This window comes from Streptomyces sp. NPDC033180, from assembly GCF_055577645.1.
This window is the reverse complement of the sequence record NZ_JBVIPU010000005.1, coordinates 25572-50800: the sequence shown is the minus strand read 5'-3', so window position 1 is coordinate 50800 and position 25229 is coordinate 25572. Positions and strand designations below refer to the sequence as shown.

The following is a 25229-nucleotide window of genomic DNA, read 5'->3' as shown; positions in this document are numbered from 1 at the left end:
CCGGGTCAGCTCCCCGTCGGACGTACGAGGGATGCGGCGGTGCGCAGCAGGATGCAGAGGTCCTGCCAGAACGACCAGCTGTCGATGTAGGCGTTGTCGAACCGGCACCGGTCCTCGATCGAGGTGTCGCCCCGCAGCCCCTGGATCTGGGCGAGCCCGGTGATGCCGGTCGGCATGCGGTGGCGCTCCGCGTAACCGGGGTAGGTCTGGCTGAACTTGCCGACGAAGTACGGGCGTTCGGGGCGCGGCCCGACCAGGCTCATGTCACCTCGCAGGACGTTCCACAGCTGTGGAAGCTCGTCGAGCGACGTACGGCGCAGGAACTGGCAGAACCGGCTCATGCGCTGCTCGCCCGCGACGGTCCACCGGGTCGCGGCCTCGTGCGGGTCGGCGGGGCGGTGCGTGCGGAACTTCAGCAGGGTGAACGGCCGCCCGTCCTTGCCGATGCGCTCCTGCCGGAAGAGCACCCCGGGGCCGTCGGTGGCCCGCAGGACCGCGGCGCACGCCACGAGCACAGGGCTGATGAGCAGCAGCAGGATCCCCGACGTCACGAGATCCAGGCCGCGCTTGCTGACGCTGAAGTGCCTGCGCCGCACGGGCACGAGCGGACGGCAGGGGAACCCCGCGAGCCGCGCGGATCTGGCCTGCCGCCCCGGCGCGTCGTAGCCCGGCGGCTGCGTCGCGTCGATCGCCCATACGTCGCAGCCCGCACCGCTCAGCGTCCGCAGCCACCCGATCTGCTCGGGAGCCGGGGTCGGTCCGACGACCAGGACGGTGCGTACGGCGTTCTGGATGACCGCGCGGCGCAGCTCCTCGATCGTGGAGAGCACCGGCAGTTCCGCCCCCTCCGACTCCGTGCGCTCGGCGGGCGCGTCCCCCACGATGCCCACGGGACGCACCCCGGCCCGCGGATGGCGCAGGACCGCGTCCGCCACGCGCCGCGCGACGGTGCCGGGGCCGACCACCAGGGCCGGGCGCGGCTGCCGGAGCGCCGCCCTGCGCGCCCACCAGTACAGGGCGCCGCGGCCCGCGCAGCACAGCACGCTCTGGAGCGCCGCCGCCGTGCACAGGGTGGTGAGGGAGAGCGGGCTCAGTACGGTCACGCTCGCGGCCAGGAGCCCCACGGCGCACCAGCTCAGCAGGGCCTGCCAGGCCAGCGACGGCAGTTCGTCGAGGGCGCTGGGCACGGCGAGCGGGCGGTACAGCGCGGCGCGTGCGTTCAGGCCGGTCACCCCGGCAAGCAGCAAGGCCACCAGGAGGGGGTGGCGCTGCGGAGCGGTGAGCAGCACGGTGCCGAGGAGGGCGGCGCTGCAGTCGACGGCGAACAGGGGCAGGGCCGATGAGCGGCGTGCCGAAGCCCCCCATTTGATGCTCGTCCTGCGGCCGCCCCCGGCCCCGCGGGGAGGAATGACCGAGGCGGTGGCGATGGCATGGTCGGCCGCCCGTGGCTGCGCGGCAGGGGCGACGGTTCGTTCCGCACTCACGGGTTGCTGGACTCCCTGCACTTGATGGGCCCCACGCCCAGTAGCTCGCGGTACACGGCCGCGACAGCGTCCGCGGTGTGCCGCACATCGTGGGTGTTCAGAACGTGGCGGTGCGCTGCACGGCCGAGGGCCTCGCGGAGGGCCGGATCGCCGAGCAGCCCGACGAGGGCTCGCGCCAGCGCCTCCGGGTCCTTCACGGGCACGAGCCCGTGGGGCACGAGTGCGGGCGGCAGGCTCTCGCGCGCCCCGTCCACGTCGGTGACCACCACGGGCCGGGCGCAGGCCATCGCCTCCAGGGGTACGAGTGCCATGCCCTCCCACCGGGACGGCAGGACCACGAGGTCGGCCGCCCGGTACCAGGGGGTGGCGTCCCGGACATCTCCGACGAACCGCACGGAGGCGGGCGCCTGTTCGCGCAGACCGGCCGCGTCAGGCCCGTCCCCGACGAGAACGAGCCGGGCGCGCGGCATCCGCTCGGCGACGGCGGCCCAGGCCCGCAGCAGGACGTCCTGCCCCTTCTGCCGGCACAGCCGCCCCACGCACACCACCAGAGGCTCCCGCTCGGCAAGACCCAGAGCGGTCCGCGCCGTCCGCGCGGCCATCGGACGGAAGCGCTCGACGTCCACCCCGTTCGGAATCACGGAGCAGCACGCCTGGATCCCGGCCCGCTGCCCGGTGAGCCGCTCCGCCTCGCTGACGCAGACCACGTGCGTGGCCCAGCGCGCCCCGAAGCGCTCCCAGCGCCGGGCGAGCCCCGCGGTCACACCGCCGACGGCCTCGAAGGACCAGGCGTGCGGCTGGAAGACCGTGGGCACCTTGCCGCGCAGGGCGAGCCGGGCGACCAGCCCGGCCTTGGCGCTGTGGGCGTGCACGACGTCGGGCCCGAGCTCGTCGATGATGCGGGCGAGGCGCCGTACTTCCCCCGGTAGCCCGGCCCCCGGGGAGCGGGTCGCCTCCCACCTGTGGGTACCGCAGCCCAGGCCGCGCACGGCGTGGGGCAGACAGCCCTCGTCCGGACACGCCACGTCGACCCGCATCCCGGAGGACAGCTGGGACTTCACCAGGTCGGTGACCACGCGGGCCACTCCGCCGTCGACGGGCTGAGCGACGTGAAGGACGCTCAGCCGGGGGTCAGTTGATGACATTGGAGAGCCGCACGGAATTACGCATGACCGGCGTTGCCCTTTCGGGAAAGGTTCCGAACCAGGAGGGAGAATTCAATGCGACAGTCACACTCGGCTCGTAACTTCCCGCACTTGTTCTTTCAAATGGCTTCAGGAGGAGAGCAACGTTAGCCGCTTTCTGCATAAATCCAGGAAGGCTGACAAGTGTGTCGGAAACGTGAAGTGCGTAACGCGCACAGCCGCCCCCGAACACGGTCGCGAGGCCGTCTCGTTAACCCTGCGCCGACAGATCACCCTTTTGGGCCCACAACCCCCACGGGCGACGTCCGTTGATCCATGGGCCGGGCACCCCGCCCTGCCGATGCATCAACTGACCAAGGAGCAACTCTCCATGTCGCGTACCGCGAAGGCCCTCGCCCTCTCCTCCGTTGCCGTGGCCGCCATGGCCGGCAGCGCCGGCATCGCCGCCGCCGACGCCGGCGCCCAGGGGGCCGCTGTCCACTCCCCCGGCGTCATCTCGGGCAACGCCGTCCAGGTCCCGGTCCACATCCCGGTCAACGCCTGCGGCAACACCGTCAACGTCATCGGTCTGCTGAACCCCGCGTTCGGCAACACCTGCGTCAACTCCTGACGCCTCAGCAGCACCGCAGCACGTTCTTCGCGACGGCCGTTCTCCCCCGAGGAGGACGGCCGTCGTGCGTTCTTCGTCTGTACCCCCAACGGCCGCCATGCCCCCGAATGGCAGTCGCTCGGTTGCGGCCGGTGTCCACCGCTTTCACGGTGAACACAAGATCCGACGCATCACCGAGACGCATCACCGAAGGGAACATCCATGCGCGCTCTGCCCGTACGGCGTATCGCGACCACCGTCCTGTGTGCCTCACTCCTCCTCGGGGCGGCCGGTCCCGTCATCGCAGCCGAGAGCGACTCTTCGCATGGCCGCGCGCAGGAGGCGGCGCGCGAGCCGGTCCCCGACGCGGAAAAGCTGCTGGCCCAGGTCACGGTCCTGGGCAACGTCGGTGGTGTGCTCACCCCGGTCACCGATCTGCTCTCCGCCGTGCTCAAGGCCGACAAGGGGCAACTGCCCGCCGCGGACGCCACGAAGCTCGCCACCCCGGCGAAGGACGCCATCACCCAGGCCGCGGCCGTGCCCCCCAAGGCCCCGGGGCTCCCCGAGACCCCGGCGGCTCCCGAATCCCCCGCGCTGCCGCAGACGCCGACGCTCTCCCAGGCCCCTTCTGATGCCGACAAGGCGGCGGGCGACCCGAAGGCCGATGCCCTGAAGGCGCTGCAGAAGACGGTGGACGCGCTGCTCAAGGCGTCCACCGCCGGCGACGTGACCAAGGTGGCAGGCGCGGTTCCGCCCGTGCTCACCGGCCTCGTCAACGTCGTCGCCGCCACGCTGGTCGGCGGCGGCCTCCCCGCCCCCGACCTGGCAGGCCTGCCGTCCCTGCCGAAGGCCCCGGAGCAGCCGGCCGGCGCCAACCAGCCCCAAGCGCCCGCGCTTTCCTGAACTCCTGTCATTTTCCCGTCGCGTCGGCCTTCACGGCCGGCGCGACGGGCTATTTCACGTCTGTATCCGCGCCATCCGAGCACCGTCGGCGCGTCCATCTCATAGGAGAATGAGACACCGCCTTCGTTCGGGTGGGTTCCGGGAATTTCCGCCGCACAGAGTTTCCGCCGTACACAGCGCTCGTTACCCATGGCGAAGTGAAAATCCCCTCTGGCGACCGTCAGTCGCCGCAGAAAGGAACATGATGAAGCCCCTGAAGGCTGCCGCCGTCGTTGCCGGATCCATGGTCATCGCTGGTGCCGCCGCACCCGCTTTTGCCGCCGACCTCACGCCCACCAGCCTGAACGGTGGCCTTGACACGGTCGCCAGCAAGACGTCGTCGATCGACGCGCTCCCGCTGGCCACCAACGCCCTTGACACCGAGAACAAGGACTCGGTGGTCAACGCCGTTTCAGGTGCCGCGGAAAGCGTGCACGCGGGTGGCGGCGCCGGCAAGCTCCTCGGTGGACTTCCCGTCGCGAAGTAGAGCTCTCTCTGCTCCTTCATTCGGCGCAAGGGCCGGTTCCGCGTACGTAACTCCGCGGAATCGGCCCTCGGGCTTTTCCCGCCTTTCCTGCTTCCCCCCCCGGCTCTCAGTCCTGAGCCTCAGTTCGACTGGCAGGCCCCGCAGTTCGACCGGCGCGTGCCCCGATCGTGTGATCGCTCGCCCGTACTCACCCAATCAAGTGACAGGCAGGGCCGCGGAGTCGGGACACATCGATACGGTTTCGAGATGACCTCGACATCGAGCGAAACCCGCGCTTTCCGAGCCGCCGATCTGGGCACCCTCACGGTGGTCGCCTGGAGTGGTGAACACCCCGAGGACGAGCAGGACATGCCCTTCCTGCTCGCCTATTCGCTCGGCGACGGCGAAGGCGGTCCTGAGGCCGCGACCGAAGCCATCGAGCTCCTGCTGCAGAACACCGGACTCCCCATCGGCGGCCCCGTCGTGGAGAGCTCCCGCAACCCGAGCCTGCCCGTCACCCTCCTCGTCGAGGCCGGCCAGGCCGTACTGAACATGCCGCACCTCAACGCCCAGTGCGTCGTACCGCCGGAGTGGCTCGCCGCGGTGGGCGAGCGCGGCCACGCCTACTTCATGTTCACCACGCGTCCCTGGCCCGAGGCCAAGCCCGGCGTTCCGCTCGCCGAGGAGGCCCTCGCGGCTTTCGCGGGCACGGAGGAGACCATGACCCGGTCCGCGCACTGCCTGCTCACCGCGAAGAGCCTGCGCGGCTAGGCGTCGCAGCGATGGACACCAAGACGCCTCTCCCCGAGGCCCGCAAGCCCGAAGCCCCTTCAGGGCGCGTGGACCCGCCGTCCGACCGGATCGGTGGGAGTCGTGCGTTCGCGCTGCTTCTGGTGATCACGGGGGCGGCGGGGCTGCTCGCGGCGTGGGTCATCACGCTGGACAAGTTCAAGCTCCTGGAGGACCCGGACTTCACGCCGGCCTGCAGCCTCAATCCGGTGGTCTCCTGCGGCAACATCATGACGAGCGACCAGGCGTCGGTGTTCGGCTTCCCGAACCCGATGCTGGGCCTTGCCGCGTACGCCGCCGTGATGTGCGTCGGCATGAGTCTGCTGGGCCGTGCGCGCTTCCCGCGCTGGTACTGGCTGACGCTGAACGCGGGCACGCTCTTCGGGGTCGGCTTCTGCACGTGGCTGCAGTACCAGTCGCTGTACGAGATCAACTCGCTGTGCCTGTGGTGCTGCCTGGCCTGGGTCGCCACGATCACCATGTTCTGGTACGTGACCTCGTTCAACGTCCGTAACGGCTTCCTGCCCGCGCCCACCTGGCTGCGTACGTTCCTCGGCGAGTTCACCTGGGTGCTTCCGGTGCTGCACGTCGGCATCATCGGCATGCTGATCCTCACGCGCTGGTGGGACTTCTGGACCAGCTGATGCCGACCTCGGCCTCTCGTGAGGCATCACGCGCAAGGAGACATCACCAGTGGTCGAAGGAGCAGGGGCCGACGGCCCGCGCGTGAGGCGGCTCACGCGCAGGGCCACGATGCGAAACCTCATCGGAGTCGCCGTCGCCGCCGTGACGGCGCAGGCCGCCCTCCATTGGTGGACCCGGCACCCGGCTCAGGTCCCGCCGTCCGACGACCTCGGTGACGGGTCGTCCGACGAGATCGGTGACGGGTCGTTCGACGAGATCTACGAGGGCCGGCACATCCGCGGCTCACGAGCGGCCGCGCGTCATCAACACCCGGGCGCTTCCTGGGACGTCACCGTCGACGGGCGCCCCCTCCACCTCATACGGCGTGCGGACGGCGGCTATCTGAGCATGATCGACCACTACCAGTCGTATCCGACGCCGCTCATCGCCACCCGCAGAGCAGTGGACGAACTGGGCCCCGGGCAGCAACTGCGTACCAAGAACGCCTGATCACCGCCCCGCACGCCCGGATCGGAGGAGCGAACCGAAGTGGTCTACACGCGCAAGAACCAGGCCCGGCTCACCAGCGCCGAGAAGCGGCGGTTCGTCAACGCGCTCCTTGAGCTCAAACGCAAGGGTGAGTACGACGAGTTCGTCCGGATCCACATCGAGCACTACGTGTCCGACGGGGACAGCGGACTGAGGGTGGCCCACATGACGCCCTCGTTCCTGCCCTGGCACCGCAGGTTCCTCCTGGAGTTCGAGCGGGCCCTGCGGCGGGTGGACCCCGCGGTGTCCGTCCCGTACTGGGACTGGACGGTGGACAGGACACCTGGCGCCTCGCTCTGGGGCAGCGGGCTCATGGGCGGCAACGGGCGGCGTACCGACCGGCAGGTCATGACCGGTCCGTTCGCCCGCACGAACGGGACGTGGGTCATCAAGGAAGGGGAGGCGGACGGCGATTTCCTCATGCGCGACTTCGGAAGGCCGCAGAACCCGATCGACCTGCCCACCGAGGTGCAACTGGCCGGGGCGATGCGCGACCCGGTGTACGACACGGCGCCCTGGGACTCCACCTCCTCCGACGGCTTCCGCAACAAGCTGGAGGGGTGGACCTCCAGGGGCGGCAACGCCAGGTGGCTCAACCACAACCGCGTCCACCGCTGGGTCGGCGGGCACATGCTCGGCGGCGCTTCGGTCAACGACCCCGTCTTCTGGCTGAACCACTCCTTCGTGGACCTGCTGTGGGACCGCTGGCAGGCACGGCACCCCCGGTCGGCGCCCTACCTGCCGGAGAAGCCGCCGGGGACCGGGCACAGCGCGCTGCACGGCCGCATCTGCGCCCGCTTCGAGGAGATGCCACCGTGGGATGTGAAGCCGGACGAGCTGATCGGCCATCGGGGCATCTACCGCTACGCGTGACCAGTGGGCAAGAACGCCGGGCAAGAACGCCGAGCATGAAGGCTGGGCATGAAGGCTGGGCATGGGGCTGGGCATGAAAACGAGCCCCCGGCGGTCATCGACCGCCGGGGGCTCACACGCGGGGATCAGCGGCCGTAGCCGTGGCCGCCCTTGTGGCCGTCGGCGTTCACGCAGGTGTTGCCGAACGCCGGGTTCAGCAGCCCGATGACGTCCACAGTGTTGCCGCACACGTTGACCGGGACGTGGACCGGAACCTGGACGAGGTTGCCCGAAAGGACGCCGGGCGAGCCCACGGCCGCACCCTCGGCGCCAGCGTCCGCCATGGCCATACCGGTGCCACTGAGCACCACGGCGCCCGTGCCGACGGCAACAGCGGCTGCCTTCGCGATGCGAGACATCACGTTCTCCTTTGAATTGACGAGTACAGCCGCATGCACGCGGCCCTACTGTCCCTTCAACGGCGTGATCGACCGCAGGTAACGGCACTGATTGGTACATCATTGGTGAAATCGTCAGTGAATTCGTCGGTGAATTCGTCCGGGCGACCGTGTCCAGCGCTGTTCCGATCCGTTGCGCATCACATGATCTCAACACGACGCATGGCCGCCGCCCTCGCTCTCGCCGCGGGCGCCACCGCCCTGGCCGCGCCCGCTGCGAGCGCCGCCCCCATCTCCCCCACCGGCACGATCGACTCGCTCGCCGCGTCCTCGGTCCCCGAGGAGCACCGCGCCGAGCTGCCGTCCGTCACCGAGCAGCTCCAGGGGCTCAACGGTCTGTACGAGCTGCAGCAGCTGCACCAGCTGACCGACCTGGCCGCACCGGTCACGGGTTTGCTGGGCGGGATCCAGTAGCAGCCGCGCGCCTCACGCGCGAGGAGAGGCGGGGTCGGGCCCATGCGGCCTCGGCCCCGCCTCTCGCCATCCCGTACCGCAAAGTGACGACCCATACCGACGGACTCAGTAGCTACGGACTCAGTAGCTACGAACCCAGTTGGTACGAACCCAGTTGGTACGAACTCAGTAGTTGTCGCCGAAGGCGGCTCGCTGCCGCTTCTCCAGCCAGCCGCTGAACAGTCGGGCGATCGGCGCCGCGGCGACGCCGCCCTGCTCGCCCGGCCCTGCCACGGAGAGCAGCCAGGCCGGCATGAAGCGCAACGTCCAGCCGGGGGCCGTTTTGCGCATGTGGGTCGCGAAGCCCTTCCAGATCTGCTCGTCGAGGACCGGAGCAAGTCGGCCGAGGAGCTCCCGCTCCTCGTCGCGCGCGTGTCCGGCCAGCTGCTCGCGCACCTCCTCGGTACGTCTGGCCAGTTCCGCCGCGGCCGCGGGGTCCGTGCCGAGCCGTCTGCTCGTCTCGTGCCAGGTGCGCAGGACCTTCGCCAGCTCTTCGTGCTCGGCCGTCATGAGGTCCAACGCCTCCTGATCGGCGCCCAGTTCACGCAGCCGCGGCCAGAGGAAGTCGTCCTCGCCCTCGTGGTGGTGCTCGATCACCTGGAACAGCTTGTCCACGTAGTCGAGGAGCGCGGCGGCCTGTTCGGCATGGGGCCTACGGGCCAACTGCTCGGCGCTGCGGGCCACACGGCCGAGATCGCGCACCATGGCACGGTGGGCCAGCAGCATCGTCTGGTGACCCGAGGGCAGGTGGGCTATGGACTCGGTCATGAATGTCGCTCCTTACAGGTGACAGGGCAGCCCATTCTCCGCGCCACCATTCGGGGACGCCCTTGCCTCAGCCAAAGAAGCAGGGCCGCGCCCCAAAGGACGCGGCCCTGCTCCGCCGGTGCGTGCACCCGGCCACGGCTCCGAGCCGTCGCGGCTACTAGACGTTGAAGCGGAACTCCACCACGTCCCCGTCCTGCATCACGTACTCCTTGCCCTCCATGCGCGCCTTGCCCTTCGCGCGGGCCTCCGCCACCGAGCCGACCTCGACCAGGTCCTCGAACGAGATGACCTCCGCCTTGATGAAGCCCTTCTGGAAGTCCGTGTGGATCACGCCCGCGGCCTCGGGGGCCGTCGCGCCCTGGGAGATCGTCCAGGCGCGGGATTCCTTGGGGCCTGCCGTGAGGTACGTCTGGAGGCCCAGGGTGCGGAAGCCCACGTGGGCGAGGGTGGCCAGGCCGGGCTCTTCCTGGCCCACCGACTGGAGGAGCTCCAGGGCCTCGTCCTCGTCCAGCTCCGCGAGGTCCGACTCCAGCTTGGCGTTGAGGAAGATCGCCTCGGCGGGGGCGACCAGGGCGCTCTGCTCGGCCTTGAACGCGTCGTCCGTCAGCTCGTCCTCGTCCACGTTGAAGACGTAGAGGAAGGGCTTCGTCGTCAGGAGGTGGAGGTCGTGGAGGAGTTCCTCCTTGCCCGAGCCCTGGACGATGCCTGCCGAGAAGAGCGTGTCGCCCTTCTCCAGGATCGTCTGGGCCTCCTCCACCGCCTTCACCTTGGGCGCCACGTCCTTCTTGATGCGCGATTCCTTCTGGAGGCGCGGGAGGACCTTCTCGATGGTCTGGAGGTCGGCGAGGATCAGCTCGGTGTTGATCGTCTCGATGTCGTCCTTGGGCGAGACCTTGCCGTCCACGTGCACGACGTTCTCGTCCTTGAAGGCACGGATGACCTGGCAGATCGCGTCCGACTCGCGAATGTTCGCGAGGAACTTGTTGCCCAGGCCCTCGCCCTCGCTCGCGCCGCGCACGATGCCCGCGATGTCGACGAAGTCGACCGTCGCCGGGAGGACCTTCTGGGAGCTGAAGATCTCCGCCAGTTTCGTGAGGCGGGGGTCCGGGACGCCTACCACGCCGACGTTCGGCTCGATCGTCGCGAACGGGTAGTTGGCCGCAAGGACGTCGTTCTTGGTCAGGGCGTTGAAAAGGGTCGACTTGCCGACATTGGGCAGGCCGACGATTCCGATCGTGAGCGACACGTTGCGACTTCCCGTACGTGAGTGCTGTGGGTGGACGGCCCGGAGGGCCGGAGCGACCGTAGGGCGATCCCCCAGTCTACGGCGTGCGGGCCCCGCCCTCGTCGGCGTATCGCGCGAGTATCGAACGCTTGGCCAAGGTCGGCCAAAGGGCGTGTCCCATGCAGGATTATCGGTATGGCTCGACCTAGGTTGGTCCGGTGGAGCAACACAGGACGCGTCCCCCTCAGCCTCCGGCCCGGCCGCGACGCACCGCGCCTCTGCCCCCGCAGGGCAGGCACGCCGACGCGGCGGCGGTCTACCGCGCCGCGCCCCGTCCCCGCCGCCCCGTCCCGCCCTTCGTACGCAAACTGCGCGCGCTGCCGCTCTACCGCAGGCTGCGAGCGATGCCGAACCCGCGCCTCACGGGGCTCGGCAGCGGGCTCTTCTGCGCCACGGTGATGTTCCTGCTCGCCTGTCTGCTGTGGCTGCTCTTCGGCAGTTCGGTCGTCGCGTACGGGGTTCTGTTCGTGCCCGTGAGCATCCTCACCGCGTTCTGGGTGCGGCCCGCCGATCTGGTGACCGCGCCGGTGGCCGTGCCGATCGCCTTCGCCGTGGGGCTGATCCCGATCTCCGGGGGCAACGGCGGCGGCTTCGGCGGGCATTTCATGGGGCTGATCACCGCGCTCGCGCTGCACGCGGGCTGGCTGTACGCCGGGACGCTCGTCGCCGGTCTCATCGTGACCGTGCGCCGGATCAAGCTCATGGGGCAGCGGCGTCGGGCGCGAGCCGTCTCCCCGGCTACCGCCGGGCCGGGGACAGGGACGGGGGCCGGCGCGGGGCTGCGGGGAGTGGCGAAGCGGCGTATGCCCACCGCGTGAGCCTGGCCCCCGGCGGGCGAGGTGCCCGCTCCCGAGTGGCTATTTCTCCGCCGCCGCCATCGCCGCACCCACGATCCCCGCGTTGTTCTGCAGCTCCGCGGGGACGATCTCGGCCTTGATGCCCTCGATCAGCGGCAGGAACTTGTGGGACTTGCGGCTCACGCCGCCGCCGATGATGAAGAGCTCGGGCGAGAACAGCATCTCCACGTGCGCCAGATACTTCTGGACGCGGTGCGCCCAGTGCTCCCAGCTGAGGTCCTCGTCCTCCTTCGCCTTGGACGACGCGCGCTTCTCCGCGTCGTGTCCGTGCAGCTCCAGGTGGCCGAGCTCGGTGTTCGGGACGAGACGGCCGCCGGTGAAGAGGGCGCTGCCGATGCCCGTGCCGAGGGTGAGCAGGATGACCGTGCCCGTGCGGCCGCGGCCGGCGCCGAAGTGCATCTCGGCCACGCCCGCCGCGTCCGCGTCGTTCAGGACGGTGACGGGGACGCCGCCGCCGAGCCGGTCCGAGACCAGGCTCTGGATGTCCGTGCCGATCCAGCTCTTGTCCACGTTGGCCGCCGTGCGCGCCGTGCCGCCGGTGATCACGCCGGGGAACGTGGCGCCGATCGGGCCCGTCCAGCCGAAGTGCTCGACGACCTCGCGCACCTTGTCGGCCACGCCGTCGGGCGTGGCCGGGTGCGGGGTCAGTACTTTGTGCCGCTCTTGTGCCAGCTCTCCACGGTCCAGGTCAACGGGAGCGCCCTTGATCCCTGAACCGCCGATGTCCACACCGAAGATCTGCATGAGACCCACCGTACGGCCAGCTCCTGGCCTCCGCGCTGCTCTCCCCGCCGCCGCGTTGCTCTCCCGACCTCCGGCGTTACTTCTGCGACAGCTCCGCGGCCTCGGCACGCAGGTCGCGGCGGAGCTCCTTCGGCAGCGAGAAGGTGATCGACTCGTCGGCCGTCTTCACCGTCTCCACGTCCGCGTAGCCCCGCTCGGCCAGCCACTCGATGACGCCGTCCACCAGGACGTCCGGAACGGAGGCACCCGAGGTGAGGCCGACCGTGGTCACGCCCTCCAGCCAGGCCTCGTCGATCTCCTCCGCGCCGTCGACGAGGTGCGACGCGGGGGCGCCCGCGTCCAGGGCCACCTCGACCATGCGGATCGAGTTCGAGGAGTTCTTGGAGCCGACGACGATGACGAGATCGGCGTCCTCCGCCAGCTTCTTCACCGCGATCTGGCGGTTCTGCGTGGCGTAGCAGATGTCGTCGCTCGGCGGGGAGATCAGGCCCGGGAACTTGGTCTTGAGGGCGTCGACCGTCTCCATGGTCTCGTCGACAGAGAGGGTGGTCTGGGAGAGCCAGACGACCTTGTCCGGGTCGCGGACCTCGACGTTCGCGACGTCATCGGGTCCGTCGACGAGCGTGATGTGGTCGGGGGCCTCACCGGACGTACCGATGACTTCCTCGTGGCCCTCGTGGCCGATCAGGAGGATGTCGAAGTCGTCCTTGGCGAACCGGACGGCTTCCTTGTGGACCTTGGTGACCAGGGGGCACGTCGCGTCGATCGTCGCCAGTTTCCGCTCGGCGGCTTCCGCGTGGACTGTCGGCGCCACTCCGTGCGCGGAGAACATCACGATGGACCCCTCGGGGACCTCGACCGTCTGGTCGACGAAGATGGCCCCCTTCTTCTCCAGGGTCTGCACCACGTACTTGTTGTGCACGATCTCGTGGCGGACATAGATCGGGGCCCCGTACTGCTCAAGGGCCTTCTCGACGGCGATCACGGCACGGTCCACACCCGCGCAGTAGCCGCGGGGGGCGGCGAGCAGGACTCGGCGGGCAGGAGTCGAAGCAGTCATGCCCCCCATCGTAAGGCCGAGCCCAGCGCGTCAAAGATCGGCTTCTTGGGGAGACTGGAGGCCTGCGTTCACTTACGGAGGCACGATGTCCGGCAACTCCGGTAACTCGGGCGACTCAGACACGACGGCCGGCGCCCATACCGCCACGGCCCCCGGTGCCGAGGGCGACGGGCTGCGGCGCAGTCTCGGCTTCCGTGATCTCGTCGTCTACGGGTTGCTTTTCATCGCCCCGATGGCGCCGGTCGGAGTCTTCGGGACGCTCGACGCCAAGTCGCACGGCGCGGTGGCGCTCGTCTACATCATCGCCACGGTCGCGATGGCGTTCACAGCTTTCAGCTACGCCCAGATGGTGAAGGTGGTCCCCCAGGCGGGCTCCGTCTTCGCCTACGCGCGCGTGGGGCTCGGCAACGGCCCCGGATTCATCGCCGGGTGGATGGCGATGCTCGACTACCTCCTCATCCCGGCCGTCGCCTATCTCTTCTCCGGGATCGCGATGGAGGCGCTCGTTCCGTCCGTCTCCCGCTGGGTGTGGACGGCGATCGCGGTCCTGGTGACGACCGCGCTGAACCTGTGGGGCGTACGGGCGGCCGCGCGGGTCGGGTTCCTGGTGCTCGCCATGGAGATCGTGGTCCTCCTTGTCTTCGTGGTGACGGCGATCGTCGTCCTGGCGCGGGGCGGGGCGCAGCGGGACTGGCTCTCACCGCTGAGCGGGGACGGCTCGCAGGGAGCGTTCGCGCTGGCGGCCGTGGTCGGGGCGGTGTCGGTGGCGGTGCTCTCGTATCTGGGCTTCGACGCGATCGCCTCGTTCGCGGAGGAGGTGACGGGGGGCTCGGCGAAGGTGGCGCGGGCGGTGCTGGTCTGTCTGGCGCTCGCCGGTGTGCTGTTCATCGCCCAGACGTATCTGGTGGCGCTTCTGGAGCCGATGTCGTCGGCGCAGCTTGCCGCCGAGCCGGCCAAGCAGGGGTCTGCTTTCTACGATGCCGTCGACTCGGCCGCCGGGGACTGGCTGCACCACCTGGTGGCCGCCAGCAAGGCGATCGGTGCGGCGTTCGCCGCGCTGGCCGGGCAGGCCGCGGCGGGACGGCTGCTGTTCGCCATGGCTCGCGACCGGCGGCTGCCGGGGGCTCTGTCGAGGACGGATTCCGGGACGCCCCGGCTCGCGTTGCTGTGCGCGGCTGTGATCACGATGGTCGCGGCGGTGTGGGCGGCTCGGCGTGACGACGGGATGGATCACCTGGTGTCGGTGGTGAACGTCGGGGCGCTCACGGCGTTCGTGTTGCTGCACGCGAGCGTGGTGGGGTGGTTCGCGGTACGGAAGCGGGGCGGGGCGGTCAGTTGGTGGCGGCACCTGTTGGTGCCCGTACTGGGGGCCGCGATCACCATTGCCGTGATTGTCGAGGCTGCGGGGTCCGCGCAGGTGGTGGGTGCGGTTTGGTTCGTTGCGGGGCTTGCGGTGCTGTTCGGCCAGCGGGCTCGCCGGAGCGCTGCCTAGCCTCCCGCCGGGGGCGCTTGGACTGGCGGGACGCCCGACCTGGTCCTGAACCGCCGCTTCGGATGTCTCCCGCCCGTCCACCCGTCCACCCGGAACTCCGGAGCACGCCCTCGACGTAGGGACAGTGGTCGTGTCCGACCCTCCCGATACGCTCGACGCATGGCTCTGAACACGTCTGCTGATGCCCCGTTGCCCGTCGGCGAGGTGTCGCGGCTCATCGGTGGGTGGATCGACCGGCTCGGTGCCGTGTGGGTCGAGGGGCAGATCACGCAGCTGTCCCGCAGGCCCGGCGCCGGTGTCGTCTTCATGACGTTGCGCGATCCCTCGCACGACATCTCCGTCAGCGTCACCTGCTACCGCCAGGTGTTCGACGCCGTCGCGGACGTCGTCTCCGAGGGCGCCCGGGTCGTCGTCCACGCCAAGCCCGAGTGGTACGCGCCCCGGGGGCAGCTGTCCCTGCGGGCCGTCGAGATAAAGCCCGTCGGTGTGGGGGAACTCCTCGCGCGGATCGAGTTGTTGAAGAAGAGCCTCGCCGGGGAAGGGCTTTTCGCGGCCGACCGGAAGAAGGCGCTGCCCTTCCTGCCGCAGCTCATCGGCCTCGTCACCGGCCGCGCGTCCGCCGCCGAGCGGGACGTCCTGGAGAACGCCCGGCACCGCTGGCCCGCCGTCCGCTTCGAGGTGCGCAACGTCCCCGTGCAGGGCGTGCACGCCGTACCGCAGGTCGTGCAGGCCGTGCAGGATCTCGACGCGCTCGACGCCGTGGACGTGATCATCGTGGCGCGCGGCGGCGGCAGCGTGGAGGATCTGCTGCCGTTCTCGGACGAGCAGCTCGTACGGGCCGTCGCCTCCTGCCGTACGCCTGTCGTCTCCGCGATCGGCCACGAGCCGGACAACCCCCTGCTCGACCACGTGGCGGACCTGCGTGCCTCCACCCCCACCGACGCCGCCAAGAAGGTCGTGCCGGACGTCGGTGAGGAGTACGAGCGCGTGCGGTGGCTGCGGGACCGGGCCCGGCGCTGTGTGGACGCCTTCCTCGACCGCGAGGACCGCGGCCTCGCGCACGCGCTGGCCCGCCCCTCCATGGAGAATCCGCACCGCATGATCGAGGAGCGCGAGGAGCAGGTCTCCGCGCTCGTCGACCGCAGCCGCCGCACGCTCGGGCATCTCCTCGACCGCGCCGACTCGGAGCTGACGCACACCCACGCGCGCGTGGTGGCCCTCTCCCCCGCCGCGACGCTCCAGCGCGGGTACGCGGTGCTGCAGAAGACGGACGGCGCTGTGGTGCGGGCCCCGGAAGACGTGGCTGCCGGCGAGGAGTTGCGGGCCCGGGTCGCCGAGGGCGAGTTCACCGTACGAGCCACAGAGACCGCACGAACCGACATTTAGGGTGGGGCACATGACCAGCAAGACGGACGAGGCCACGGGCCCCGCGGACGCACTCGGCTACGAGCAGGCACGGGACGAGCTCATCGAGGTCGTGCGCCGCCTGGAGACCGGCGGCACCACGCTCGAGGAGTCGCTCGCCCTGTGGGAGCGCGGCGAGGAGCTGGCGAAGGTGTGCCGCCGCTGGTTGGACGGCGCCCGCGCCCGCCTGGACGCGGCCCTGGCGGGCCCCGACGGGGACGGCGACGCGGACGAGGACGCAGGGGACAGCTAGCGGCGGCGCCTCACCTTTTGACCTGGTGCGTTGTGAAGCGGATCACCAAACCGCCGATTTGGTTGAAGATTAAACCGCAGCGTCGTACGGTCGATGACGCAAGCTGACCCACACGCAACGCACGCACCGAGAAGGTTGATCCATGTCTCTCGTCCTTGACCCCGCCGCACAGGACCTGCTCTTCCGCGAGGCCCGCACCGCGAACTCCTTCACCGATGAGCCGGTCACCGACGAGCAGGTGCAGGCGATCTACGACCTGGTCAAGTTCGGCCCGACCGCCTTCAACCTGTCGTCGCTGCGCATCACGCTGGTCCGCTCCCCCGAGGCCCGCGAGCGCCTGGTCCAGCACATGGCCGAGGGCAACCAGCCCAAGACCGCGTCCGCCCCGCTCGTCGCGATCCTCTCCGCGGACAACGAGTTCCACGAGGAGCTGCCGGCGCTGTTCCCGCACTTCCCGCAGGCCAAGGACGTCTTCTTCGCGGAGCGCCCGGCCCGCGAAGGTGCCGCCCACCTCAACGCCGCGCTGCAGGCCGCCTACTTCATCATCGGCGTGCGCGCCGCGGGTCTTGCCGCAGGGCCGATGACCGGCTTCGACGCCGCCGGTGTCCAGAAGGAGTTCCTGGACGGCGACCACACCCCGCTGATGGTCGTCAACATCGGCAAGCCCGCCGAGAACGCCTGGTTCCCGCGCTCCCCTCGCCTTGAGTTCGACCAGGTCATCGAGACCGTCTGAGACAGAGGCAAGCAGTACGAGTGAGGGCCCCTGGAATTCGCCAAAGCACCGGGGCCCTCACTCGTGTTCCGACTCGTCCAGGGGTCAGGACGTCTTCACGTCCAGGGGTCAGGACATCTTCACGTCCAGGGGTCAGGACGTCTTCAGCGCCTGCGCCATCTCCGTCAGCTGACCGAACGACGCCGTGCCCGCGACCACCGTCGTCGCACCCTTGTCCTCGCGCACCAGGGCGTCGTACGTCTGCCCCTTGTAGCGGTGCCACGTCTGTCCGGCGATCGTCTCGGTGGCCTTCGTCCGCACGGCCCGCTGCGTGGCCTCTTCGATGAACTTGACCGGCTTGGCCGTGGACTGCTTGACCGCGACGTACTCACCGGACGGGTCGAGGAAACCCAGGTGCCAGCTGTCGCCCTGGGAGCCGTCGAACCGCACCGACGTCGGCTTCCACGCCTTGGCCAGGCCCTCGGGGGCGACCACCGGATACGCCGCCGCCCGGCGCGCGGACAGCAGCTCCACGCGGTAGTCGACGCGCTTGACGGGACTCTTGGAGTCGTCGTGCGGGATGAAGACGTACATCGCGCCTGCCACGAGGGCGATCACCGCCATCGACCACAGCATGTTCCGTACGGTCTGCTTGCCTTGTCTGCCTGCCACGTCCCCCATGTTCTCAGGCCCCGGACAGCGCGCTTCCCCCGGTGCTCCCCAAGCGCCCGTTCCGCTCATGCGTGGGGCCCTCTGCTCATTTTGTCGGCCTACGGATAGAGTCATGCCAAACCCTCATCCGGCCGTCGTCGTATCAGCAGAAAGGTGCGCTCCGATGACCGAGCATCATCTCCCTTCCGAGCTCGAAGTCTCTCCCGAGGCTCCCGATCGCAACCTCGCCCTGGAGCTCGTCCGGGTAACCGAGGCCGCCGCCATGGCCGCCGGCCGCTGGGTCGGCCGCGGTGACAAAATCGGCGCCGACGGCGCCGCCGTCAGGGCCATGCGGACCCTCGTCTCCACCGTCTCGATGAACGGCATCGTCGTCATCGGTGAGGGCGAGAAGGACGAGGCCCCGATGCTCTTCAACGGAGAGCGCATCGGTGACACCACCGGCGCCGAGGTCGACATCGCCGTCGACCCGATCGACGGCACGACCCTGTGCGCGAAGGGGATGCCGAACGCCATCGCCGTGCTCGCCGCCGCCGACCGCGGCGCCATGTTCGACCCGTCCGCGGTCTTCTACATGGACAAGCTGGTCACGGGGCCGGAAGCCGCCGACTACGTGGACATCAACGCCCCGGCGTCCGTCAACATCCGCCGCGTCGCCAAGGCCAAGGGCCGCTCGCCCGAGGACGTCACGGTCATGATCCTCGACCGCCCCCGCCACGAGGGCATCGTCAAGGAGATCCGCGAGACCGGAGCGCGCATCAAGTTCATCTCGGACGGTGACGTCGCCGGTTCGATCATGGCCGTGCGCGAGGGCACCGGCGTCGACATGCTCATGGGCATCGGCGGCACCCCCGAGGGCATCATCTCGGCCTGCGCGATCAAGTGTCTCGGCGGTGTCATCCAGGGCAAGCTGTGGCCGAAGGACGACGCGGAGCGCCAGCGCGCCCTTGACGCGGGTCACGACCTGGACCGCACGCTGTCGACGACCGACCTGGTCCGCGGGGACAACGTCTTCTTCGTCGCGACCGGCATCACCGACGGCGAACTGCTCCAGGGCGTGCGCTACGCCGCGGAGAAGGCCTCGACCTCGTCCCTGGTCATGCGCTCCAAGTCGGGCACGATCCGCAAGATCGACTCCGACCACCGCCTCGCGAAGCTGCGCGCCTACAGCGCCATCGACTTCGACCGCGCCAAGTAGCCGAGCCGCCGTGTAGCCGAGCGGCCAAGTAGGCTTTGTGGAGCGCGAGTTGCGCACACCGGAGGGGGCGCCCCGTGCGGGGGACGCCCCCTTCGGCGTACGGGAGAGTCGTCCGACCTATCCGGCGGCGGCGATGGGCCCCGCGGTCGTGTGCGCGGCCTTCTTGAGCTCCACCTCGCGCCGGCGCCGCCTGGCGAGCACCACGCGGCGCTCCGCGGCCGTGAGGCCGCCCCAGACGCCGTACGGCTCGGGCTGGAGCAGGGCGTGCTCCCGGCACTCGACCATCACCGGACAGCGGGCGCAGACCCGCTTCGCGGCTTCCTCCCGCGAGAGGCGTGAGGCGGTCGGCTCCTTGGACGGGGCGAAGAACAGCCCGGCCTCGTCTCGTCGGCACACCGCCTCGGTGTGCCACGGAGCGTCTTGGTTCCGATCGCGCACTGGTTCCCGCTGGGCCGGAACGGCGGCGACCTGCAGGGACTGATGCGACGGCTGCAGCACGGGTCTACTCCTGACGACGGCTTCGCGAGCGAGAGACGATGCAGCAGCTCTACCCGCTGTGCATGCGCCTATGCACTGAGTTCCGATGTACGGAAGTTCGCGCCGCCAGTGGCCGGATACGCCCCCTCGGTGGCCGGTCCGGGGGCCCTTCAGTGACCGAGATGCTTGCGCAGGTGCTTGTGCAGATCCCGGACGAGCTTGCCCCGCTTGGCCTTCGCCTCGATGTTGCCGAGGACCGCGAACCCGTCGACGAAGACGACCGGTGCGTCCCGCTCCGCCGAATCGAGCGTGTCCACCTCGAAGTTGCCGAGCACGCCCGTGCCGTTGCCCCGCAACGAGACGTTCTCCGGGACGCGGATCTCGACGTTGCCGAAGACGGAGACCGCCCTGATGACGACCTGTCGCTGCTCGAAGATCGCCTCGCTGAGGTCGATCTCCACGCTGCCGAAGATCGCGTACGCGTGCGTGCGGCGGCTCACGCGCCAGCGGCCCTTGCGGACGGAGGAGCTGAAGACCGCGACCAGATTCTCGTCGGCGACCGGAGGCACCACTCCGTCCGAAGGCCGGGAGGGGACGGGCTCGGGCTTCACGGTGGGATACGCCGCGCCGCCCGCCGCGGGCAAGTCGCTGACCAGCGGCTCCAGTTCACCCATGGTCTTGGCGCGATAGACCCCGTCGATCCGCTCGCCATGCTCCTCGGCGGTCAGCCGGCCCTCGGCAAGGGCCTCGCGGAGGATGTCCGCCGTGCGGTCCCGGTCGGCATCCGACGCGCGCAGACCCGTCGGCTGCGGTTCCGGGTGGGTGTGAGGGGGCTGGGGGCGCTTCTCTAGGTCCACACCACCCAGCGTACCCAAACGCGATAGATCGCGACTACCCCTGTGGACAACCCGCACGGACTGGGGGCGGGCGCTACTGAGCCTTACCTCACAGGCTCGGTCCGCTTCGCGCGTTCTACGCTGGTTGGCGCGTCGCCAATGGAGGCCGCGCCGCTGTCTGCCGAGTGAGGAATGGCCGTAATGCCAGAGTTTGAGTACTCCGATCTGCTCCCGCTGGGAGAGGACACCACCCCGTACCGGCTGGTGACCTCCGATGGTGTCTCCACCTTCGAGGCCGACGGGCGGACGTTCCTCAAGGTCGATCCGGACGCGCTGCGCACGCTCGCCGCCGAGGCGATCCACGACATCCAGCACTACCTGCGGCCCGCGCACCTGGCCCAGCTGCGGCGCATCGTCGACGACCCGGAGGCGTCGGGCAACGACAAGTTCGTGGCACTCGACCTGCTGAAGAACGCGAACATCGCGGCCGCGGGCGTGCTCCCCATGTGCCAGGACACCGGCACCGCCATCGTCATGGGCAAGCGCGGCCAGAACGTCCTCACCGAAGGTGAGGACGAGAAGGCGCTCTCGAAGGGCGTCTACGACGCGTACACGAAGCTGAACCTGCGCTACTCGCAGATGGCTCCCCTGAACATGTGGGAGGAGAAGAACACCGGCTCCAACCTCCCGGCCCAGATCGAGCTGTACGCGACCGACGGCGGCGCCTACAAGTTCCTCTTCATGGCCAAGGGCGGCGGCTCGGCCAACAAGTCGTTCCTCTACCAGGAGACGAAGGCCGTCCTGAACGAGGCCTCCATGATGAAGTTCCTGGAGGAGAAGATCCGCTCCCTGGGTACGGCCGCCTGCCCGCCGTACCACCTGGCGATCGTCGTCGGCGGCACCAGCGCCGAGTTCGCCCTGAAGACCGCGAAGTACGCCTCGGCGCACTACCTCGACGAGCTGCCCGCCGAGGGCTCCGCGACCGGGCACGGCTTCCGCGACAAGGAGCTGGAGGAAAAGGTCTTCGAGCTGACGCAGAAGATCGGCATCGGCGCGCAGTTCGGCGGCAAGTACTTCTGCCACGACGTCCGCGTGGTGCGCCTGCCGCGCCACGGCGCCTCGCTGCCCGTCGCGATCGCCGTCTCCTGCTCGGCCGACCGCCAGGCCACCGCGAAGATCACCGCCGAGGGCGTCTTCCTGGAGCAGCTGGAGACGGACCCGGCGCGCTTCCTGCCGGACACGACGGACGAGCACCTCAACGACGCCGCCGAGTCCGCGGACGTCGTGAAGATCGACCTGAACCAGCCGATGGACGACATCCTCGCCGAGCTCACCAAGCACCCGGTGAAGACCCGCCTCTCGCTGACCGGCCCCCTCGTCGTGGCCCGCGACATCGCGCACGCCAAGATCAAGGAGCGGCTCGACGCGGGCGAGGAGATGCCGCAGTACCTGAAGGACCACCCGGTGTACTACGCGGGCCCGGCGAAGACCCCCGACGGTTACGCGTCCGGCTCGTTCGGCCCGACGACGGCCGGCCGGATGGACTCCTACGTGGAGCAGTTCCAGGCGGCGGGCGGCTCCAAGGTCATGCTCGCCAAGGGCAACCGCTCCAAACAGGTCACCGACGCCTGCGACGCGCACGGCGGCTTCTATCTGGGCTCGATCGGCGGTCCGGCCGCGCGTCTCGCCCAGGACTGCATCAAGAAGGTCGAGGTCGTCGAGTACGAGGAGCTCGGCATGGAGGCGGTCTGGAAGATCGAGGTCGAGGACTTCCCGGCCTTCATCGTGGTCGACGACAAGGGCAACGACTTCTTCCAGAACCCGGCCCCGGAGCCGACGTTCACGTCCATCCCGGTCCGCGGGCCCGGCCTGGCGTAGCACTTCCGTACAGCGCGCAGAGGGGCTCTCCGCCGAGGAGGGAGCCCCTCTGCGTCCGGGAACGGATCGGCCTCAGGCGAACCGCTGGTTCGCCGCCCCCGTGCACTTCTGGAGCCGCAGCGGCTCCTTGGCTGCCGCCAGGGTCAGGCACAGCCCGGTGTCCGCGGCCGGCCGCAGGGTGCCCGCATCGCGCACGAACTTCTGGTTGGCGCTCCCGTGGCAGTTCCACAGCGTGACGGCGGTGCCTTCCTTGGCGGTGCCCGGCACGTCGAGGCAGCGGTCCTGGGTCAGGCCGGTGTGCAGAGACCCGAGCCCGGCGTCGTACCACCAGGTCTGGTTGCGGTTGCCGGTGCAGTCCCAGCCCTGGACCTTGGTGCCGTTGCGGCTCTTCGAGGCATCGACGTCCACGCAGCTGCCGGTGCCCGCGTTCTTGAGCGGCTTGTACGCGTCCGCCCAGCTGCCCTGGTAGAGCTTCGGGCTGCCTGTGCTCGCCGGGTCCGCGCAACCGCCCTCGTTCCACCCGGAGTTGTAGAGCTGCGTCAGGCAGGACGCGAAGGCCGCGTGGCCGCGGGCGTTGGGGTGGAAGGACTGGCGGACCGAGTTGGAGTCCGGCGGGAACGGGTTGGAGAGGTCCACATAGAGACCGCGCGCCCAGGTGTCCTCCATGCAGACCTCATGGCCCTGGAAGAGGCGGGAGTTGTCGAGGTAGGTCGCGCCCGCCGTCCTGACGGCCTTGCGCATGCCGGTCTCGAAGGTGGGCACCGCGTAGTTGCGGCCCCACTCGGTGTCGGAGTCGTAGCCGAGACCGCCGCAGACCAGCTTGCCCGGGAACCTGGGGTTGTCCCGGAAGTCCGGGCCGATCGGGCTCGGGTAGCCCATGACGACCAGCTTGTAGTCGCCGCCCTCGTATCCCGCGTCCTTCATGACGGTCCTCAGGTCGCGGATGGACTGCTCGACCTTGGGCACGAGGGCGTCGACGCGCGCCTGCCAGCCGTCGTTGTACTTGCCCGCGCAGGCCCCCTGGCTGAGCAGGAAGCGCGTCACGCAGTCCGTCATCACCGGCGCGAACTGGAGGTCGTCGTTGGCCCCGATGACGAGCATGACGGCCTTGATCCTGGTGTTGCGGGCCTTGATCGCGAGGTTGTCGCTCTGCACCAGCTCGTCGGCGTACTGCTTCTGCCCGCCGATCTTGATGTTGACGGTCTGCGCTCCCGAGCAGGCGACGTTGTACGTCACGTCCGCGGGGATGCCGGTGCGGTGGATCGCGGCGTCCGGGGAGCGGTGGCACCAGTTGTCGGGGCCGTCGGTGCCGGGTTCGTACGTTCCGACGCCCTCCCCCGAGATCTCGCTGTCGCCGAGCGAGATCAGCCCGGTCTTCCGTTCGGTGAGCGGGCGCTCGACCGGGGCGCCGTAGAGCTTGGTGGCCTCGTCCGCCCGGATCTTCTCAAGATCGGGCGGCAGGGGCGTGGACGCGGGCGCCCTGTTCTTGTCCTCGGCGGCCTGGGCCGGCACGGCGGCTGCCGTGCCGAGCACCGCCGCCATCGCCACGGCCGCGGCGAACGTACATCGCAGCCTGCTCTGTCGGCCGCGTCTGATGCGCTTCATTGCGCCTCCCCGGTTTGGTGTTACCCACGGTTTTTACTGGTCAGTAAGAGCCTTGGGAATACCTGGAACAAGACAAGTGCTCAACTTTTCAGCGAGGTTTGACGGAGAGGTAGGTTCGAGGCATGACCAGCGACGCCAGCGCAAGCGACAGCGGTGAGTACCGGATCGAACACGACTCCATGGGCGAGGTGCGGGTTCCCGAGCACGCCAAGTGGCGGGCGCAGACGCAGCGGGCCGTGGAGAACTTCCCCGTCTCGGGGCAGCGCCTGGAGCGCGCGCACATCGCCGCGCTCGCCCGGATCAAGGCGGCTGCGGCGAAGGTCAACGCGGACCTCGGGGTGCTCGACAAGGACGTCGCGCAGGCGATCGCGGACGCGGCGGGCGAGGTCGTCGAAGGGCGCTGGGACGAGCATTTCCCCGTGGACGTCTTCCAGACCGGCTCCGGCACGTCGTCCAACATGAACACGAACGAAGTCCTTGCGACGCTGGCCACGGAGCGTCTTGGCCGGGGCGTCCACCCGAACGACCACGTGAACGCGTCCCAGTCGTCGAACGACGTCTTCCCCTCCTCGATCCACATCGCGGCCACGGGCGCCGTGACACAGGACCTGATCCCGGCGCTCGAACATCTGGCGACCGCTCTGGAGCGCAAGTCGGCGGAGTTCGCCGACGTGGTGAAGTCGGGGCGCACGCACCTCATGGACGCGACGCCCGTGACCCTCGGCCAGGAGTTCGGCGGCTACGCGGCCCAGGTGCGCTACGGCGTCGAGCGGCTCAACGCCTCGCTGTCGCGCCTTGCCGAACTGCCGCTCGGCGGCACTGCGGTGGGCACCGGCATCAACACCCCGCCCGGCTTCTCGGCGGCCGTGATCGACGAGGTCGCGCGGGCCACGGGGCTCCCGCTGACCGAGGCCAGGGACCATTTCGAGGCGCAGGGCGCGCGGGACGGCATCGTCGAGACCAGCGGACAGCTGCGGACGATCGGCGTGGGCCTCACGAAGATCGCCAACGATCTGCGCTGGATGGCTTCGGGCCCGCGGACCGGCCTCGCCGAGATCAACCTGCCCGATCTGCAGCCCGGTTCCTCGATCATGCCGGGGAAGGTGAATCCGGTCATCCCGGAGGCGGTCCTCATGGTCGCCGCGCAAGTCACCGGAAACGACGCGACGGTCGCCGCGGCGGGGGCCGCCGGCAACTTCGAGCTGAACGTGATGCTGCCGGTCATCGCCAAGAACGTCCTGGAGTCCGTGCGGCTCCTCGCCAACGTGTCGCGGCTGCTCGCCGACAGGACGGTCGACGGAATCACCGCGAATGCCGAGCGGGCCCGGGAGTACGCCGAGTCATCGCCCTCGGTCGTCACTCCGCTGAACAAGTACATCGGATACGAAGAGGCGGCGAAGGTCGCCAAGAAGTCGCTGGCCGAGCGGAAGACCATCCGGGAGGTCGTACTCGAAGGCGGATACGTCGAACGGGGTGAGCTCTCCCTGACGCAGTTGGACGAGGCCTTGGACGTCCTGCGGATGACGCACCCATAGAGCTGTCCCCGCGGCACTGTTCACCTTTACGCCCGGACAGGTTCTGCCTCACGCCCGGACAGGTTCTGCCTCACGCCCGGACAGGTTCTGCCTCACGCCCGGACA

General features: G+C 69.6%; 27 protein-coding genes. 16 read left to right on the top strand and 11 right to left on the bottom strand.

The features are described 5' to 3' along the window. Window positions 1-5: 5 nt before the first annotated feature. Both ACZ5WE_RS16755 and ACZ5WE_RS16750 read right to left on the bottom strand, forming a co-directional pair. Window positions 6-1484, bottom strand: a complete 1479-nt coding sequence (locus ACZ5WE_RS16755; protein WP_467688654.1) for a sugar transferase — start codon at window positions 1482-1484, stop codon at window positions 6-8. Continuing rightward, complete coding sequence (locus tag ACZ5WE_RS16750) at window positions 1481-2629, bottom strand: glycosyltransferase (RefSeq protein WP_467688652.1); 1149 nt, start codon at window positions 2627-2629, stop codon at window positions 1481-1483. The genes ACZ5WE_RS16755 and ACZ5WE_RS16750 overlap by 4 nt, the downstream gene beginning before the upstream one ends. A gap of 370 nt (window positions 2630-2999) precedes the next feature. Here ACZ5WE_RS16750 and ACZ5WE_RS16745 point away from each other — a divergent pair, with 370 nt between their 5' ends. The 7 genes from ACZ5WE_RS16745 (at window position 3000) to ACZ5WE_RS16715 (ending at window position 7461) form a co-directional block, all read left to right on the top strand. Beyond that, entirely contained in the window at window positions 3000-3239 is a 240-nt protein-coding gene (locus ACZ5WE_RS16745) for a chaplin (RefSeq protein WP_467688650.1), read from the top strand. Between the two features lie 201 nt (window positions 3240-3440). Next, a complete protein-coding gene (locus ACZ5WE_RS16740) occupies window positions 3441-4121 on the top strand; it encodes a hypothetical protein (protein WP_467688648.1) in 681 nt (226 codons plus the stop codon). Between the two features lie 244 nt (window positions 4122-4365). After that, complete coding sequence (locus ACZ5WE_RS16735) at window positions 4366-4647, top strand: hypothetical protein (protein ID WP_467689187.1); 282 nt, start codon at window positions 4366-4368, stop codon at window positions 4645-4647. A gap of 246 nt (window positions 4648-4893) precedes the next feature. Next, window positions 4894-5397 (top strand): DUF5949 family protein, encoded by a 504-nt coding sequence (locus ACZ5WE_RS16730; RefSeq protein ID WP_467688646.1) that lies wholly within the window; start codon window positions 4894-4896, stop codon window positions 5395-5397. A gap of 11 nt (window positions 5398-5408) precedes the next feature. Further along, window positions 5409-6059 (top strand): vitamin K epoxide reductase family protein, encoded by a 651-nt coding sequence (locus ACZ5WE_RS16725; protein WP_467688644.1) that lies wholly within the window; start codon window positions 5409-5411, stop codon window positions 6057-6059. Window positions 6060-6108: 49 nt separating this feature from the next. Continuing rightward, the gene (locus ACZ5WE_RS16720) at window positions 6109-6549 is read left to right on the top strand and encodes a tyrosinase cofactor (protein WP_467688642.1); all 441 of its coding nucleotides are present in this window, start codon (window positions 6109-6111) and stop codon (window positions 6547-6549) included. Window positions 6550-6588: 39 nt separating this feature from the next. Continuing rightward, window positions 6589-7461, top strand: coding sequence for a tyrosinase family protein (locus ACZ5WE_RS16715; RefSeq protein ID WP_467688640.1), 873 nt, complete (start codon window positions 6589-6591; stop codon window positions 7459-7461). A 125-nt stretch (window positions 7462-7586) separates the two neighbouring features. Here ACZ5WE_RS16715 and ACZ5WE_RS16710 read toward each other — a convergent pair whose 3' ends face one another. Beyond that, complete coding sequence (locus ACZ5WE_RS16710) at window positions 7587-7859, bottom strand: chaplin (RefSeq protein WP_467688638.1); 273 nt, start codon at window positions 7857-7859, stop codon at window positions 7587-7589. 183 nt (window positions 7860-8042) lie between these two features. On the opposite strand from ACZ5WE_RS16710, the gene ACZ5WE_RS16705 reads away from it, so the two are divergent. Next, on the top strand, window positions 8043-8312 hold the full coding sequence (locus tag ACZ5WE_RS16705; protein ID WP_467688636.1) for a hypothetical protein: 270 nt from the start codon (window positions 8043-8045) through the stop codon (window positions 8310-8312). Between the two features lie 165 nt (window positions 8313-8477). Here the strand turns inward: ACZ5WE_RS16705 and ACZ5WE_RS16700 are convergent, their stop codons facing one another. Both ACZ5WE_RS16700 and ychF read right to left on the bottom strand, forming a co-directional pair. After that, window positions 8478-9119, bottom strand: a complete 642-nt coding sequence (locus ACZ5WE_RS16700; RefSeq protein WP_467688634.1) for a hemerythrin domain-containing protein — start codon at window positions 9117-9119, stop codon at window positions 8478-8480. Window positions 9120-9276: 157 nt separating this feature from the next. Continuing rightward, window positions 9277-10365 (bottom strand): redox-regulated ATPase YchF, encoded by a 1089-nt coding sequence (gene ychF, locus ACZ5WE_RS16695; protein WP_467688632.1) that lies wholly within the window; start codon window positions 10363-10365, stop codon window positions 9277-9279. 197 nt (window positions 10366-10562) lie between these two features. Between ychF and ACZ5WE_RS16690 the strand changes: the two genes are divergently transcribed. Next, entirely contained in the window at window positions 10563-11222 is a 660-nt protein-coding gene (locus ACZ5WE_RS16690) for a DUF6542 domain-containing protein (RefSeq protein ID WP_467688630.1), read from the top strand. A gap of 39 nt (window positions 11223-11261) precedes the next feature. Here ACZ5WE_RS16690 and ppgK read toward each other — a convergent pair whose 3' ends face one another. Together ppgK and ACZ5WE_RS16680 are read right to left on the bottom strand one after the other, a co-directional pair. Then, window positions 11262-12005: a polyphosphate--glucose phosphotransferase gene (gene ppgK, locus ACZ5WE_RS16685; protein WP_467688628.1), complete on the bottom strand. Its 744-nt coding sequence runs from the start codon at window positions 12003-12005 to the stop codon at window positions 11262-11264. Between the two features lie 76 nt (window positions 12006-12081). Further along, entirely contained in the window at window positions 12082-13074 is a 993-nt protein-coding gene (locus ACZ5WE_RS16680) for a 4-hydroxy-3-methylbut-2-enyl diphosphate reductase (RefSeq protein WP_467688627.1), read from the bottom strand. Between the two features lie 76 nt (window positions 13075-13150). On the opposite strand from ACZ5WE_RS16680, the gene ACZ5WE_RS16675 reads away from it, so the two are divergent. From ACZ5WE_RS16675 to ACZ5WE_RS16660, 4 genes are all read left to right on the top strand, one after another. Then, window positions 13151-14557: an APC family permease gene (locus ACZ5WE_RS16675; protein WP_467688626.1), complete on the top strand. Its 1407-nt coding sequence runs from the start codon at window positions 13151-13153 to the stop codon at window positions 14555-14557. A gap of 159 nt (window positions 14558-14716) precedes the next feature. Next, the gene (gene xseA / locus ACZ5WE_RS16670; protein ID WP_467688625.1) at window positions 14717-15943 is read left to right on the top strand and encodes an exodeoxyribonuclease VII large subunit; all 1227 of its coding nucleotides are present in this window, start codon (window positions 14717-14719) and stop codon (window positions 15941-15943) included. A gap of 10 nt (window positions 15944-15953) precedes the next feature. Then, window positions 15954-16214 (top strand): exodeoxyribonuclease VII small subunit, encoded by a 261-nt coding sequence (locus ACZ5WE_RS16665; protein ID WP_467688624.1) that lies wholly within the window; start codon window positions 15954-15956, stop codon window positions 16212-16214. Window positions 16215-16356: 142 nt separating this feature from the next. Continuing rightward, window positions 16357-16947, top strand: a complete 591-nt coding sequence (locus ACZ5WE_RS16660) for a malonic semialdehyde reductase (RefSeq protein ID WP_467688622.1) — start codon at window positions 16357-16359, stop codon at window positions 16945-16947. A 132-nt stretch (window positions 16948-17079) separates the two neighbouring features. On the opposite strand, the gene ACZ5WE_RS16655 is transcribed toward ACZ5WE_RS16660, so the two are convergent. Then, window positions 17080-17598 (bottom strand): DUF4245 domain-containing protein, encoded by a 519-nt coding sequence (locus ACZ5WE_RS16655; protein WP_467688620.1) that lies wholly within the window; start codon window positions 17596-17598, stop codon window positions 17080-17082. Window positions 17599-17761: 163 nt separating this feature from the next. Between ACZ5WE_RS16655 and glpX the strand changes: the two genes are divergently transcribed. Next, on the top strand, window positions 17762-18793 hold the full coding sequence (gene glpX, locus ACZ5WE_RS16650; protein WP_467688619.1) for a class II fructose-bisphosphatase: 1032 nt from the start codon (window positions 17762-17764) through the stop codon (window positions 18791-18793). Window positions 18794-18910: 117 nt separating this feature from the next. Here glpX and ACZ5WE_RS16645 read toward each other — a convergent pair whose 3' ends face one another. Both ACZ5WE_RS16645 and ACZ5WE_RS16640 read right to left on the bottom strand, forming a co-directional pair. Continuing rightward, complete coding sequence (locus tag ACZ5WE_RS16645) at window positions 18911-19291, bottom strand: WhiB family transcriptional regulator (RefSeq protein ID WP_467688617.1); 381 nt, start codon at window positions 19289-19291, stop codon at window positions 18911-18913. A 149-nt stretch (window positions 19292-19440) separates the two neighbouring features. Next, a complete protein-coding gene (locus ACZ5WE_RS16640; RefSeq protein ID WP_467688615.1) occupies window positions 19441-20127 on the bottom strand; it encodes a DUF1707 SHOCT-like domain-containing protein in 687 nt (228 codons plus the stop codon). 171 nt (window positions 20128-20298) lie between these two features. On the opposite strand from ACZ5WE_RS16640, the gene ACZ5WE_RS16635 reads away from it, so the two are divergent. Beyond that, complete coding sequence (locus ACZ5WE_RS16635) at window positions 20299-21984, top strand: fumarate hydratase (protein WP_467688613.1); 1686 nt, start codon at window positions 20299-20301, stop codon at window positions 21982-21984. A 72-nt stretch (window positions 21985-22056) separates the two neighbouring features. Here ACZ5WE_RS16635 and ACZ5WE_RS16630 read toward each other — a convergent pair whose 3' ends face one another. Further along, a complete protein-coding gene (locus tag ACZ5WE_RS16630) occupies window positions 22057-23589 on the bottom strand; it encodes a ricin-type beta-trefoil lectin domain protein (protein WP_467688611.1) in 1533 nt (510 codons plus the stop codon). Window positions 23590-23711: 122 nt separating this feature from the next. Between ACZ5WE_RS16630 and ACZ5WE_RS16625 the strand changes: the two genes are divergently transcribed. Further along, window positions 23712-25124 (top strand): class II fumarate hydratase, encoded by a 1413-nt coding sequence (locus tag ACZ5WE_RS16625; RefSeq protein ID WP_467688610.1) that lies wholly within the window; start codon window positions 23712-23714, stop codon window positions 25122-25124. Window positions 25125-25229: the final 105 nt, after the last annotated feature.

Excerpts from the sequence above, each read along its gene's own strand:
- ACZ5WE_RS16750 (WP_467688652.1), bottom strand. The coding sequence starts at position 2,629 with ATGTCATCAACTGACCCCCGGCTGAGCGTCCTTCACGTCGCTCAGCCC.
- ACZ5WE_RS16745 (WP_467688650.1), top strand. The coding sequence starts at position 3,000 with ATGTCGCGTACCGCGAAGGCCCTCGCCCTCTCCTCCGTTGCCGTGGCC.
- ACZ5WE_RS16740 (WP_467688648.1), top strand. The coding sequence starts at position 3,441 with ATGCGCGCTCTGCCCGTACGGCGTATCGCGACCACCGTCCTGTGTGCC.
- ACZ5WE_RS16735 (WP_467689187.1), top strand. The coding sequence starts at position 4,366 with ATGAAGCCCCTGAAGGCTGCCGCCGTCGTTGCCGGATCCATGGTCATC.
- ACZ5WE_RS16730 (WP_467688646.1), top strand. The coding sequence starts at position 4,894 with ATGACCTCGACATCGAGCGAAACCCGCGCTTTCCGAGCCGCCGATCTG.
- ACZ5WE_RS16725 (WP_467688644.1), top strand. The coding sequence starts at position 5,409 with ATGGACACCAAGACGCCTCTCCCCGAGGCCCGCAAGCCCGAAGCCCCT.
- ACZ5WE_RS16710 (WP_467688638.1), bottom strand. The coding sequence starts at position 7,859 with ATGTCTCGCATCGCGAAGGCAGCCGCTGTTGCCGTCGGCACGGGCGCC.
- ACZ5WE_RS16705 (WP_467688636.1), top strand. The coding sequence starts at position 8,043 with ATGATCTCAACACGACGCATGGCCGCCGCCCTCGCTCTCGCCGCGGGC.
- ACZ5WE_RS16700 (WP_467688634.1), bottom strand. The coding sequence starts at position 9,119 with ATGACCGAGTCCATAGCCCACCTGCCCTCGGGTCACCAGACGATGCTG.
- ppgK (WP_467688628.1), bottom strand. The coding sequence starts at position 12,005 with ATGCAGATCTTCGGTGTGGACATCGGCGGTTCAGGGATCAAGGGCGCT.
- ACZ5WE_RS16680 (WP_467688627.1), bottom strand. The coding sequence starts at position 13,074 with ATGGGGGGCATGACTGCTTCGACTCCTGCCCGCCGAGTCCTGCTCGCC.
- ACZ5WE_RS16675 (WP_467688626.1), top strand. The coding sequence starts at position 13,151 with ATGTCCGGCAACTCCGGTAACTCGGGCGACTCAGACACGACGGCCGGC.
- xseA (WP_467688625.1), top strand. The coding sequence starts at position 14,717 with ATGGCTCTGAACACGTCTGCTGATGCCCCGTTGCCCGTCGGCGAGGTG.
- ACZ5WE_RS16665 (WP_467688624.1), top strand. The coding sequence starts at position 15,954 with ATGACCAGCAAGACGGACGAGGCCACGGGCCCCGCGGACGCACTCGGC.
- ACZ5WE_RS16660 (WP_467688622.1), top strand. The coding sequence starts at position 16,357 with ATGTCTCTCGTCCTTGACCCCGCCGCACAGGACCTGCTCTTCCGCGAG.
- glpX (WP_467688619.1), top strand. The coding sequence starts at position 17,762 with ATGACCGAGCATCATCTCCCTTCCGAGCTCGAAGTCTCTCCCGAGGCT.
- ACZ5WE_RS16635 (WP_467688613.1), top strand. The coding sequence starts at position 20,299 with ATGGCCGTAATGCCAGAGTTTGAGTACTCCGATCTGCTCCCGCTGGGA.
- ACZ5WE_RS16630 (WP_467688611.1), bottom strand. The coding sequence starts at position 23,589 with ATGAAGCGCATCAGACGCGGCCGACAGAGCAGGCTGCGATGTACGTTC.
- ACZ5WE_RS16625 (WP_467688610.1), top strand. The coding sequence starts at position 23,712 with ATGACCAGCGACGCCAGCGCAAGCGACAGCGGTGAGTACCGGATCGAA.